The sequence below is a fragment of the Amycolatopsis sp. lyj-112 genome (assembly GCF_046549055.1).
Lineage (GTDB): Bacteria > Actinomycetota > Actinomycetes > Mycobacteriales > Pseudonocardiaceae > Amycolatopsis.
Window position 1 is genome coordinate 114327 of the sequence record NZ_JAJPWS010000001.1, and the last position, 12319, is coordinate 126645.

A 12319-nucleotide genomic window follows, 5' to 3' on the forward strand; every position below is an offset into this window, starting at 1 on the left:
GGTGTTGCTCGAGGGCAGGAACGCCATCATCTACGGTGCGGCGGGCGGGATCGGGAGCGCGGTGGCTCGCGGATTCGCCAGGGAGGGTGCGACGGTGCACCTCACCGGACGCACGCTGAAGACTCTCGACGCGGTGGCCGACGAGATCCGGGCGAGCGGTGGAAAGGCCGAGACCGCGGAGTTCGACGCACTCGACGAAGCGGCCATCGACGAACACGCCGCCTCGGTGGCCGGTTCGGCCGGCAGCGTCGACATCTCGATGAATCTGATCACGCACAACGATGTCCAAGGCACTCCGCTGGTCGAGATGTCGTTGGCGGACTTCGAAAGCCCGGTCCGGACGGCGGTGCGGACGAACTTCCTGACCGCGCGGGCGGCGGCCCGGCACATGATCGGGCAGGGGTCCGGGGTGATCCTGATGTTCGGCGGTGACGGCGATCCGCTGCCGGGCTACCACCTGGGCGGGCTCCAGGTCGCGTTCAGTGCGATGGAAGCCTTGCGGCGAGGGCTCGCGTGCGAACTCGGCCCGTCCGGTATCCGGGTACTGACCCTGCGAACGGGCGGGATCCCGGAGACGATCCCCGCGAACGCCGCCCTCGGCGACGCCATCCGCGACATGGTCGACGCGACGATGCTCAAACGGACGGCGTCACTGGAGGACGTCGCCCGCGTTGCCGCCTTCGCCGCGTCGGACCACGCGCGCAGCATGACGGCGACGGCGCTGAACATCAGTTGCGGCACGATGGTCGACTGACGTCTTTCCCGCTGTAACAACGGTGTGGAAGCCGCGCCCACCAGCACCTGAGCCCCGCCCACGCTCACACCCGGGTAAACGGCTCTCTGCAAGGACGGTTCCTATAGCTACAGCCAGAATCGCCGGGGTACCTGCTCGGGACACGGTGGTGTCCGCACCTGGTTGTGATCCTGTCGGTCAACCATTCACCTCGGAGGGAGGCTCTGTGTAAGGTCGGATCATGGGATACGCATGGTGAACGGTGTCGGCCGAGCACCTTCGCCCCGGCTCTTCGTCGTCGTCCTCGCCACCTGTGGTCTGGTGGCCTCGTTCATGCAGACGCTGGTCGTCCCGCTGATCCCGGCGTTTCCCCGGCTGCTCAACGCGTCGCCGTCCGACGCTTCGTGGGTGGTCACGGTGACCCTGGTCGCCGGAGCCGTGGTGATGCCGGTGAGCGGCAGGCTCGGCGACCTCTACGGCAAACGCCGGCTGCTGCTGATCAGCCTGGGTTTCCTGGTCGCCGGTTCGGTTCTGTCGGCGCTGACCAGTTCGCTCGCGCTGATGGTCGTCGGCCGGGGCCTGCAGGGCTGCGCGATGGGCGCGATCCCGCTGGGGATCAGCATCATGCGCGACGAACTCCCGCCCGAACGCGTCGGCGCGGCGATCTCGGTGATGAGTTCGACGCTCGGCGTCGGCGGCGCGATCGGGCTGCCGGTGTCCGCGCTGGTCGCCCAGAACGCCGACTGGCACGTCCTCTTCTGGGCGTCGGCGGGACTCGGGCTGGTCTGCGGCCTGCTGATCCTGTTCGTTGTGCCGGAGTCGCCGGTGAAGACACCCGCACCGTTCGACTACATCGGTGCGCTGGGGCTCGCCGTCGGGCTGGTCTGCCTGCTGTTGCCGATCATCAAGGGCGGCGAATGGGGCTGGGGCAGCGGCCGCACCCTCGGATTCGCCGGTGCCGCGGTGGCGGTCCTGCTGGTCTGGGGCGCCTACCAGCTGCGGCGCCGGGATCCGCTGGTGGACCTCCGGGTCTCCGCCCGGCGGCCGGTGCTGTTCACCAACCTCGCGTCGATCATGATCGGCTTCGCGCTCTACTCGATGGCTCTGTCGTTCCCGCAGTTGCTGCAAGCGCCCGCGTCGACCGGCTACGGCCTCGGCTTGACGATGGTGCAGGCCGGGCTCTGCCTGGCGCCGAACGGGCTGGTGATGTTCATGCTGTCGCCGGTGTCCGCCCGGCTCATCGCCCGGTACGGCCCGCGTACGACGCTGATGACCGGCGCGGTCACCATCGCGGCCGGGTACCTCTTCGCGACCGTGCTGATGGACAACGCCTTCGAGCTGATCACCGCGTCGATCATCATCGGTGGTGGCGTCGGCATCGCCTACGCCGCCATGCCCGCCTTGATCATGGGTTCGGTGCCGGTCACCGAAACCGCGTCCGCGAACGGACTCAACTCGCTGATGCGCTCCGTCGGCACGGCGACGTCCAGCGCGGTGATGGCGACCATGCTCGCGTCGCTGGCGATCACCGTCGGAGGGACTTCGGTCCCGTCCTCGGACGGCTTCCGGCTGAGTTTCGGGGTGGCCGCGGCCGCGGCGCTCCTCGGGCTGGCGCTGACCGCGATCGTGCCAGTGAGGCAAAAGGCCGAGCCGGCGATGAGTGATTCGGGCCGTTAATACGACCCGAATCACTCACGACCCCTCAGAACAGCGTCGGCACCATCGCCTCGATCAGGTGCGGGCCGGGCTCGGCCAGCGCCCGCTGGAACTGCTCGGCCAGTTCCTCCGCGGTCGTCGCCCGTGTCGCCGGAACGCCCATTCCTTCGGCGATCTTGACGAAGTCCATGTCCGGCCGCGAAAGGTCGAGCAGCTCGTTCGCCTTGGGACCGTTGGCGTCCGCGCCGACGCGCTGCAACTCCAGCCGCAGGATCGCGTACGCGCGGTTGTTCAGCAGCACCGTGGTGACGTTGAGGTTCTCCCGCGCCTGCGTCCAGAGCGCCGAGATCGTGTACAGCGCGCTGCCGTCGGACTGCAGGTTGATCACCGGCCGGTCCGGCGCGGCGACGGCCGCACCGGTCGCGACGGGCATGCCGTAGCCGATCGCGCCACCGGTCAGCGTCAGCACGTCGTGCCGCGGCGCACCCGCGGTCGCGGTCGGCAGCAGCAGGCCGGAGGTGTTGGCCTCGTCCGCGATGATCGCGCGGTCCGGGAGCAGCGCGCCGATCACGTCGACCCAGTTCTGCGGGGTCAGCGGCCCGGACGGCAGCGCGGGCCGGGCCGCCTGCTGCAGCACCGGTTCCGTTTCGGCCGCGACCAGGTCCGCGATGGCGTTCAGCGCGCGGGGGATGTCCTGCCCGGCTTCGGCCAGCACGTGGACCTGCGCGCCCTCGGGCACGAGGTTGCTCGGCTTGCCCGGGTAGGCGAAGAACGACACAGGCGCCTTCGTCCCGGCGATGATCACGTGCTTGATCCCGTCGAGCTGGTACGCGACCTGCTCGGCGAGGTAGCCCAAACGCTCGATCATCGGCAGGCCTTCGCCGCGTTCGAGCCGCGAGGGGAACGTCTCGACGAACGCCTTGACCCCGGTCGCGGCGGCGATCCGGCTGGTCGCGCGCAGTCCTTCCTCACGGGTGGCGCTGCCGCCGATGAGCAGCGCGACCGGTTCGCCGCCGGTCAGCACCTCGGCGATCTTCTTCACCGTGTTCGCGTCGACGGCCTGCGGGATCCGCGGCGGGATCGGAGCGCAGGTCTCGCCGCCCTCACCCCAGGACGCGTCGGCCGGGAGGATCAGCGTCGCCACCTGCCCGGGGGCGTCCTGGGAGGCCGCGACCGCCGCGGCGGCGTCGGCGCCGACGTCCTTCGTGTGCTCGGACCGGCGGACCCAGCCTTCGAGCGAACCGGCGACGGCCTCGATATCCGATTCGAGCGGGGCGTCGTACTGCTTGTGATAGGTCGCGTGATCCCCGATCACGTTGACGATCGGGGTGTTCGCGCGGCGCGCGTTGTGCAGGTTCGCCAGTCCGTTCCCGAGACCCGGGCCGAGGTGCAGCAGTGTCGCGGCCGGCTTGCCGGCGATCCGCGCGTAACCGTCCGCAGCACCGGTGACGACGCCTTCGAAGAGGCCGAGCACCCCTCGCATCTCGGGGACGGTGTCGAGCGCGGCCACGAAGTGCATCTCCGACGTGCCGGGATTGGAAAAGCACACGTCGACACCACTGTCGACGAGCGTGCGGATCAGGGACTGGGCGCCGTTCATCTCAGTCACTTTCAAGCCCTCTCAGCGAAAAGAACACCGGGATTGAGGATCCCGGCCGGGTCGAAGCTCTCTTTGATCCGGCGCATCAGCGCGATCTTCGCCGGGTCCTCCAGGTCGAGGAAATACTCGGACTTCGCCCGACCGATACCGTGCTCGCCGGAGATCGCGCCGCCGAGTTCGATGCCGAGCGCGAAGATGTCGGTCAGCAGTTTCTTCCGCTTCTCCTTGTCCTTGCAGAAGATGCCGAGGTGGACGTTGCCGTCGCCGGCGTGTCCGCAGCCGATCGCGCCCGCTTCTCGCGACAGCGCCATTTCCCTGGTCCGGCGTAGGAATTCCGGCATCGCGGACCGCGGGACCACCACGTCGATCACATCGTCGGCGCCGACGGCCTTGGCCGTCCAGAACGCCTTCTCGCGTGCCTCGATGAGTTTGCGCGCAGAGTTGCCTTCGAGCACATAGACGTCTATCGCGCCGAGTTCGCCCAGCAGTCCGCCGAGTTCCTCGATGTCGGCGTGCAGCCGATCGTTGTCGCGGTTCTCCAGCGCCACCACCAGATACGCCTGTGTGGCGTCGCGGATCTCGTCCGGGACGCCGAGACTGAGCTGCTCGTTGTAGCTGATCGCGGCGAGCGTCAGGTTGTCGATGTATTCGAGGATATGGGGCGCGAGCCCGCTGGAGATGATCTTCGGGACGACGGTCATCACCTCGTCGAAGGTCTCGAACGGGGCGAGCACCGTCGCGCCGTGCGGCAGCCGCGGATACAGCTTCACGATGATCTCGGCCGCGATCGCGAGCGTGCCTTCGGAGCCGATGATCAGCTGGGTCAGGTCATAGCCGGTGGACACCTTCGAGGTCTTGCCACCCGTCCGGATGATCTCGCCGGTCGGCAGCACCGCCTCCAGCCCCACGACGTTGTGCCGCGTGACGCCGTATTTGACCGCGCGCATCCCGCCCGCGTTCGTCCCGACGTTTCCGCCGACGCTCGCACTCAGCTCGCCGGGATAGACGGTGTAGCCGAGCCCCGCCTTGGCCGTCTGCTCGTCCAATTCGGACAGAGTGACGCCCGGCTGGACGACGGCGACGTGGTTCTCGGTGTCGATCTCCAGTACCGCGTTCATTCGCTCGAACGAGATCACCAGACTGTCTTCGCGTGGCCGTGCACCCCCCGAAAGTCCTGTCCCCGAGCCCCGCGCGGTGACCGGCACGCCGTATTCGCCCGCGGCCTTGAGCAGCTCCGCGACCTCCTCGGCGCTTCCTGGTTTCGCCAGGTAGGCGGGTTGCTGCGGGGCGGTCGTCAACGCCTCGTCGTGTGCGTAGTCCTCGGGGATCGCCGCACCTGCCAGCAGATTCGTGTCCCCGACGATTTCGGCGAACCGTGCCGCAACATCGCCCATCGACAGCCCTTCCTCACGCGTCTTTGCCTGGTTACCGAAGCGTAGTACGTCGTGGGCGGCTGTGGCCATGAATCATTTTCATGTTCGACCGTGGTCGTTTCGCGGTGGTCACAACCTCACGACAACCTCACTCGGATACCCCTGTCACAGCGGGCCTTCCGGCGGCCCGCCGGAAGGGGTGGACGCTCGATGGGACCAAGGATGAGACGGATCGCGACATTGGGGGCGGCGCTCGCGGTCACGTTCGGGCTCGCGATACCGGCGGCCGAAGGCAGGGAAGCGAGCTGTACGGCGCCCGTGGTGAACGTCAGCGGCGAGAGCCGGGGCGAAGGGACGAGCGCCGGGTACACCACCTTCCTCTTCGCCGTCTCCGTCGAGGGCGGGAGCTGTGCACCGCAGGGCTCGGTCGACTACCGGACGATCGAGGGCAACGGCTCACCGGTCGATCCGGCGTTCACCGCCAAGGAAGGCGTCGACTACCTGCCGAGCGCCGGCACGCTGACCTGGTCCGGCCAGGCGGACACCCAGACCGTCGCGGTCAAGGTCCGCGCCGACTCCGTCGTCGAGAACGACGAGATGTTCTCCCTCCGGCTCTACGGCGAGCGGGGCCTGCGGATCGGGCACAGCGTCGGCGTCGCGTGGGTGGCCGACGACGACGGCGCCAAGACCTCGCCGCTGGCCACGACCCAGGAAGGCGAGATCTGCTGGTCGATCCCACCCAACTTCGCGCAGGGCACCAGCTGCAAGGTGCCGGTCGTGCTCTCCCGGCCGTGGGCGGGTCCGCTCACGATCCGCTATCGCACCGAAGGCTCCGGCCACGTGCCGGTGAAGGACGGTGTCGTCACCTTCCAGCGCGGTGAGACGAGGGGATACGCCGAATTCACGCTCCTGCCCGATCAGGAGGGAAGGGCGCGGGTCGAGTTCTTCCAGCCGTCGCAGGGGAAGCTCGTGCACGCGACCTCGAATGTGGTGATCAGCCCCGCCCGGTGACCAGGTCGGCGTCGGCCGTCGCGTTCGCCCGCCGGTACAGCTCGATCGCTCGAGCCCAGTGGGTGGCCGCGGCGGCCGTGTCGCCGCATCGCGCCTCCAGGTCACCGAGGTCGCGGCGCAGGTGAGCCTCCTCGTAGGGATCCGGGACCCCTGCCCGGACCGCGAGTCCGCGCTCCAGGTTCTCCCGCGCCGCGGCCAGATCACCGAGCCCCAGATAGGCGCGGCCGAGCCGGTCGAGCGCGGCGGCCTCACTGTGCCGGTTCCCGACGTCCCGGCTGATCAGCAGCGCCTGGTCGAAATCGTCCCGCGCGGACAGGAAGTCACGCCGGGAAAGGTGGACCTGGCCGGCGTGCAGCAGGGATTCCCATTCCTGCCACCGATCGCCGATCGCCCGGCTCGCGGCCAGCGCCTCGACCAGGTATTCCAGTGCGACGTCGTGGTCGCCGAGTTCTTCGTAGGCCTCGCCGAGCGTGTCCAAGGTGGCGGCTTCCAGGCGCGCATTGCCGAGTTCGCGGAACGTCGCCAGCGCCGCCGTCAGCGGGGTGAGCCCGTCCATGGCCTGGCCACGGCGGATGTAGGCGTGGCCGAGGTTGCGCTGGGACAGCGCGCGCCCGAGCTGGTTGCCCGCCGAAGTGCACCGTTCCACCGCCAGCTGGTACGCGGTGATCGCCTCGTCGAACCGGCGCAGCGCGGCGTACGCGTTCGCGGTGTTGTTGTAGATGTGCCCTTCGCCTTCGAGATCGCCCGCCGCACGGGCGGCCTTCAGCGCGCGGGCGTTGGTCTCGAGCGCGTCGGTGAGCCTGCGGGTCATGAAGTACGCGGCCCCCAGCGCGCGCAGCATTTCCGCCTCCGCCAACGGATCGGCGAGTTCGGCGGCGGCCGCGGCGCCCTCGCGGCACAGCCCGATCCGCTCGTTCCAGCCGCCAGTGGTGTCGTAGAAACTCGTCAGCAGGTAGGTCAGCTGCCAGGCCGCGGTATTGCGGCCGTGCTCCCGCGCGAACCGGACCACGGGCAGCAGATTCGCGCGTTCGGATCCCAGGAACGCCAGCGCCGCGCGCCGTTCCGGTGGGAACGGTGTTTCCGGTGCGGGGTGGCGCAGCGCCGGGGTGACCAGATCGCGGTTGGGGTCGATGACCCGGTTCGCCTCGGCGGCGACGTGCAGGTACCAGTCGACGAGCCGGTCCGCCGCCTCCGCGCGGCTCGCCGTCGTTTCGTCGGCGCGGGCACAGGCGACGGCGAATTCGCGGATCAGATCGTGGAAGCGGAAACGGTCTTGGCCGGCCGGAGTGACCAGATGTGCGGCGGAGAGCGCCGCGATGGCGGCCCTGCCCGCGCCCGACGGCACTCCGCACAGCGCGGCACCGAGAGCTGAGCTGAACGACGTCCCCGGGGTCAGCCCGGAGAGCCGGAACAGGCGTGCCGACGCCTGGTCCAGCGGCAGATAAGCACTCGCGAGGACGGTCTCCACCGTCCGGGAATCCCCTTGAACCGCAAGGGTTTCCAGCCTGCCGACGCCGGTCAGCTCGCGGGTGAGCGCCGCGATCGGCCACCCCGGCTCCCCGGTCAGGCGGGCGGCCGCGATCCGCAGCGCCAAGGGCATCCCGTCGCACAATCTGGCCAGCCGCGCGGCCTGCTCCGGCTCGCGGGCGACGCGTTCGGCGCCCAGCACGCGCGTCAGCAGGGTCACGGACTCCGGGTCGGCCAGCGCGTCGAGGGCGAGTACGTGCACGGCGTGCCTGCTGCCGAGCGCGGCGAGGGTCTGCCTGCTGGTCACGACGAGCATCGCGTTCGCCGTCCCGGGGACGAGCGGCAGGATCTGGTCGACATTGCCCGCGTTGTCGGCGACGACCACGCATCGCTTGCCGTGCAGGAGCGAGCGGTAGAGCGCGGCGCGTTCGGCCGTCGCGTCGGGCAGCCGCTCGTCGGGCAGGCCGAGGCCGCGCAACAGGTGGGCGAGCGCGTCGCCCGACGAAGCCGCCTCGTGCGGGTCGTGTCCGGCGAGGTCGAGGAAGAGCTGGCCGTCGGGGAAGCGGTCCGCGATGCGGTGCGCCCATTGCACGGCCAGCGCGGACTTGCCCATCCCGGCCGCGCCGGAGATGACCACGACCGGCCGCTCGGATTCGTCGAGAAGCCGGTCCAGGGACGCGAGTTCGAGCTGCCGTCCGGTGAAGTGCCCGACGCGGGCGGGGAGCTGCGCGGGCGCCGTCCCCCGTGCGGGCGTGTCGAGTTCGGGCGCTCGGCGCAGGATCGACGTATGCAGTTCGACCAGATCCGGACCCGGGTCGACACCGAACTCTTCGGCCAGTCCCCGTCGTATCGTCTGGAAGGTTTCGAGCGCTTCGGCGTGCCTTCCGCAGCGATGCAGCGCGAGCATGTGCAGCGCGGCGAGCCGCTCGCGGTACGGATGCCCGGCCCGCAACCGGGGCACCTCCCGGATGACTTCCTCGTGGTCGCCGAGCCGTAGTTCGGCATCCCACAGTTCTTCCCAGGCCGACAGCCGCAGTTCCTCGAGCCGCTCGACCTCTCGGAGGCCCCAGCCGTCGAGTTCGGCGTCCGCGAAGGCTTCTCCGCGCCAGAGCCGCAACGCCTCGCGTAAGACGGTCACCGCTTGGTCCGGTGTGTTCCGTTTGGCGGTACGAAGTTCCTCTTCGAACCGGAGGGCGTCGACAGCGGACGGTGAGCACGTAGCCGGGTTTCCGGGTCAGCAGCACCGGCGGGAATCCGCAGTCCTCCAAAGCCTGGCGGATCCGGGCGACGTGGCTGTGCAGGGTCTTGACCGCGGTCCGGGGTGGATCCTCACCCCAGAGGACGTCGACCAGCCGGGGGATCGGCACGACCGTGCCCGCGTGCAGGGCGAGAACGCCGAGCACGGCTCGCTGGCGGGCGCCGTGGAGCTTTGCCCGCCCGGTGGGGCCGATCGCTTCGATCGGGCCCAGCACCTGCACTTCCCCTGGCCCGGGCACCTTGCTCCCTCCGGCGTGTGACCTCGGTGAGCGTATCCGGGCGAAGACTCACCGAAATCGGCCAATTAGGGCACAAGATCCCGACAACCGCGCCACAACCGCGCTGCCCGACTGTCGGTGAGTCGAATGTTTCGCCCAAGGAGGGGAACATGATCAGCAGGAATCCGCGGCGCCGCAGAACCTTGATCGCGTCGGCCGTACTGGCCGTCGCGACACTGTTCGCGGGTGTCGCACCGGCGGTGCAGGCCGCGCCCGAGGGGCGCAGTGACGTCTTCATCCGCGACAACACGTCCGACGTCGGGTTCGAGCCTTCAGCCGGCTCGCTCTACTCCAGCCCCGACATCCGAGTGTGCTTCTCGGCGACGGTCTTGTGCGCCACCGACGACGCGATCGTCCAGGGCACCACCGCCTACATCCACGTCACCCTCAACAACCCGGGCCCGTACGGTGACGGGCTCGAGAACGGGACCCTGCAGACCTGGTACACGAATCAGGGCACCGTGGCGCAGTGGACGAGCCAGTGGAACTACATCGGCTCGGCCACCAACGTGGCCGTGCCCTACGGCACCAAGCGGGTCGTCATCCCGTGGAACGTCCCGATCGGTTCGCATTTCTGCCTGCTGGCCCGGTGGCTCTCGCCGTCCGATCTGCCGACGGAAGGCCCGAGCACGTCCACCAACGCGCGGAACAACAACAACATCGGCTGGCACAACGTGAACGCGGTGCCGCTCAAGATCAAGGTCCCGCAGGTCCGGCCGATCGTGTTCGGCTGGGATGGGCGTGAGCCCACGGCGGTCGGCGACATCGTCTTCACACAGCCGGGCAAGCCGTTCACCGGCCCGGGACGGATCACGATCGACCTCGGTGCCGACCTCGCCGCACGCTGGCGGGCAGGCGGCGCGAAGGGTGAGGGCATCGAACGGGTCGGCGAGACCGAACTGGCCATCGTGAACCCGCAGCGAGCCCGGATCAGCGGGCTGACGTTCAAATCGGGTGAGCAGGTGCCCGCCCAGCTGAGCTTCACCGCCGGCCCGGAGGCGGCCGGCGGGAAGTACACCGTCCACGTGACCCAGGTCGACCCGCGCGGCAACGAGATCGGCGGCGTCGAATACCGGATCACCGCCGCTCAATAAGCCAGGGAGGGGTGCCGGGCTCGTGGGCGGTACGGGTGGGGAATCCGTACCGCCCACGAGCTTTTACGCACGTGCGAACGAAAGCGTCTCGCCTTCGACGCCGCGCAGCCAGAGATCCTGCGCGGCCTCGGCCATTTCGGCCAGTCCCTCTTCGATCGACGCGAACACGTTGCCGGGCACCCAGCCCGCGTCGCCGTTGATGAGCAGGTTGTTGCGGCCGTAGAAGATCGCGAGGTCCGTCGCGCCCTGGTCGCTGTGCGCCTCGCTCCCGTCGTCGTAGCCGTACGCCGGGTTCCCGATCTCCCACGCCTCGAAGCCGAAGTACACGACATCACCCGGAATCGGGGTCACCGTGGGGTTTTCGCGGCCCGGTTTGGGGTCGGCGAACGGCGGCACGAGGGTGTAGACCTCGTTCCGCGCGTACTTCGCGTGGTACGCCGAACCGCTCTGCGGCAACGAGTCCCACACCGCGCGGCAGGTCCGCGGGGCCTCGGCGTCGAGCAGCCGGGCCCGGCAGGAAACGCCGCGTTTGTCCAGGGTGATCGTGATGTACCGGGCCATCAGGAGACCTCCGCCACGACGTCGCCCCAGATCCGCAGCGCATCGTCGACCTGCTCGGTGTTGACGATCAGCGGCGGCACCATCCGGACGACGTTCATGTACGCACCACAGGTCAGCAGCAGCAACCCGTGGGCGCCCGCGGCTTTCTGCGCCGCCTGGGCCCTCGCGGTGTCCGGCTCGCCGTCCGGGGTGGTGAATTCGGAGCCGACCAGCAGCCCCAGCCCGCGGACGTCGCCGATCGACGCCGACTTGTCCGCGATCACCCGCACGCCTTCGAGCAGCTGGCGTCCGCGCTCGGCGGCGTTCTCGACCAGGCCTTCCCGCTGGATCACCTCCAGCGTCGCGACCGCGGCGGCGCAGGCCACCGCGTTGCCGCCGTAGGTCCCGCCCTGCGAACCGGGGAGCGCCTTCGCCATCAGCTCTTCCGACGCGGCGATGCCGGAGATCGGGAACCCGCTCGCGAGTCCCTTCGCGATGAGGACGATGTCGGGGCGCACCCCGAAGTGGTCGTGCCCCCAGAACTTGCCCGTGCGGCCGAAGCCGGTCTGGATCTCGTCGGCCACCAGCAGGATCCCGTGCTTGTCCGCACGTTCCCGCAAGCCGGCCATGAACGCGGGGTTCGCCGGGACGTAGCCGCCCTCGCCGAGTACGGGTTCGATGAAGAACGCGGCCGTCTCGTTCGGCGCGACGACCGTCGCGAACAGGTAGTCGAGCTCGCGCAGGGCGAACTTCGTCGCGGTCTCCTCGTCCCAGCCGTAGTGGAAGGCGTACGGGAAGGGCGCGACGTGCACGCCGGACATCAGCGGCGAGATCCCCGCGCTGAACCGGGTGCCCGACGTCGTCATGCTCGCCGCGGCGACCGTCCGGCCGTGGAACCCGCCCTGGAACACGATGACGTTCGGGCGTTTGGTCGCCTGCCGGGAGAGCCGGAGCGCGGCCTCGACCGCTTCGCTGCCCGAGTTCGAGTAGAAGAGGGAATCCAGGCCTTCCGGCAGTACGCCGCCCAGCTTCTCGGTCAGCTCCAGCATCGGCTTGTGCATGACCGTCGTGTACTGCCCGTGGATGAGCTTGCCGATCTGCTCCTGCGCGGCGCTCACCACGTGCGGGTGACAGTGGCCGGTGCTGGTCACGCCGATCCCGGCGGTGAAATCCAGGTGACGTTTGCCATCGGTGTCGTAGAGGTACACCCCTTCACCGTGGTCGACCACGACCGGCGTTGCCTGCTTGAGCAGCGGTGATAGCTGGGCCATGGGCTGCGCTCCTAGGTCGGCTGAGCTGTTGTCGATTGT

At 69.3% G+C, this 12319-nt stretch carries 9 protein-coding genes and 3 pseudogenes; 5 read left to right on the forward strand and 7 right to left on the reverse strand.

Going from position 1 to position 12319, the window contains the following annotated elements:
• Window position 1: 1 nt before the first annotated feature.
• From ACLJRL_RS00520 to ACLJRL_RS00530, 3 genes and pseudogenes are all read left to right on the forward strand, one after another.
• The gene (locus ACLJRL_RS00520; RefSeq protein ID WP_410653973.1) at window positions 2-754 is read left to right on the forward strand and encodes an SDR family NAD(P)-dependent oxidoreductase; all 753 of its coding nucleotides are present in this window, start codon (window positions 2-4) and stop codon (window positions 752-754) included.
• A 78-nt stretch (window positions 755-832) separates the two neighbouring features.
• Window positions 833-922: pseudogene (locus ACLJRL_RS00525) on the forward strand (DUF3761 domain-containing protein); the annotation flags it as partial.
• A 63-nt stretch (window positions 923-985) separates the two neighbouring features.
• Window positions 986-2410 carry an MFS transporter gene (locus ACLJRL_RS00530; protein ID WP_410653974.1) on the forward strand — a complete coding sequence of 475 codons (1425 nt, stop codon included), beginning with the start codon at window positions 986-988 and terminating at the stop codon, window positions 2408-2410.
• Between the two features lie 25 nt (window positions 2411-2435).
• Here the strand turns inward: ACLJRL_RS00530 and ACLJRL_RS00535 are convergent, their stop codons facing one another.
• Window positions 2436-3989, reverse strand: coding sequence for an acetolactate synthase large subunit (locus tag ACLJRL_RS00535; RefSeq protein WP_410655112.1), 1554 nt, complete (start codon window positions 3987-3989; stop codon window positions 2436-2438).
• Between the two features lie 11 nt (window positions 3990-4000).
• On the reverse strand, window positions 4001-5383 hold the full coding sequence (locus ACLJRL_RS00540) for an FAD-binding oxidoreductase (protein WP_410653975.1): 1383 nt from the start codon (window positions 5381-5383) through the stop codon (window positions 4001-4003).
• A 201-nt stretch (window positions 5384-5584) separates the two neighbouring features.
• Between ACLJRL_RS00540 and ACLJRL_RS00545 the strand changes: the two genes are divergently transcribed.
• Window positions 5585-6373: a Calx-beta domain-containing protein gene (locus ACLJRL_RS00545; protein WP_410653976.1), complete on the forward strand. Its 789-nt coding sequence runs from the start codon at window positions 5585-5587 to the stop codon at window positions 6371-6373.
• Here the strand turns inward: ACLJRL_RS00545 and ACLJRL_RS00550 are convergent.
• From ACLJRL_RS00550 to ACLJRL_RS00560, 3 genes and pseudogenes are all read right to left on the reverse strand, one after another.
• Window positions 6357-7973, reverse strand: a complete 1617-nt coding sequence (locus tag ACLJRL_RS00550; protein ID WP_410655113.1) for a tetratricopeptide repeat protein — start codon at window positions 7971-7973, stop codon at window positions 6357-6359. The genes ACLJRL_RS00545 and ACLJRL_RS00550 overlap by 17 nt on opposite strands.
• Window positions 7974-8003: 30 nt before the next feature.
• Window positions 8004-8981, reverse strand: a pseudogene (locus ACLJRL_RS00555) (BTAD domain-containing putative transcriptional regulator); the annotation flags it as partial.
• Window positions 8982-9111: 130 nt separating this feature from the next.
• A pseudogene (locus ACLJRL_RS00560) lies at window positions 9112-9336 on the reverse strand (AfsR/SARP family transcriptional regulator); the annotation flags it as partial.
• A 149-nt stretch (window positions 9337-9485) separates the two neighbouring features.
• Between ACLJRL_RS00560 and ACLJRL_RS00565 the strand changes: the two are divergent.
• The gene (locus ACLJRL_RS00565; RefSeq protein WP_410653977.1) at window positions 9486-10469 is read left to right on the forward strand and encodes a hypothetical protein; all 984 of its coding nucleotides are present in this window, start codon (window positions 9486-9488) and stop codon (window positions 10467-10469) included.
• 63 nt (window positions 10470-10532) lie between these two features.
• Here ACLJRL_RS00565 and ACLJRL_RS00570 read toward each other — a convergent pair whose 3' ends face one another.
• Both ACLJRL_RS00570 and ACLJRL_RS00575 read right to left on the reverse strand, forming a co-directional pair.
• Window positions 10533-11030 (reverse strand): DUF3830 family protein, encoded by a 498-nt coding sequence (locus ACLJRL_RS00570; protein ID WP_410653978.1) that lies wholly within the window; start codon window positions 11028-11030, stop codon window positions 10533-10535.
• Window positions 11030-12280, reverse strand: coding sequence for an aspartate aminotransferase family protein (locus tag ACLJRL_RS00575; RefSeq protein WP_410653979.1), 1251 nt, complete (start codon window positions 12278-12280; stop codon window positions 11030-11032). The genes ACLJRL_RS00570 and ACLJRL_RS00575 overlap by 1 nt, the downstream gene beginning before the upstream one ends.
• Between the last annotated feature and the right edge of the window lie 39 nt (window positions 12281-12319).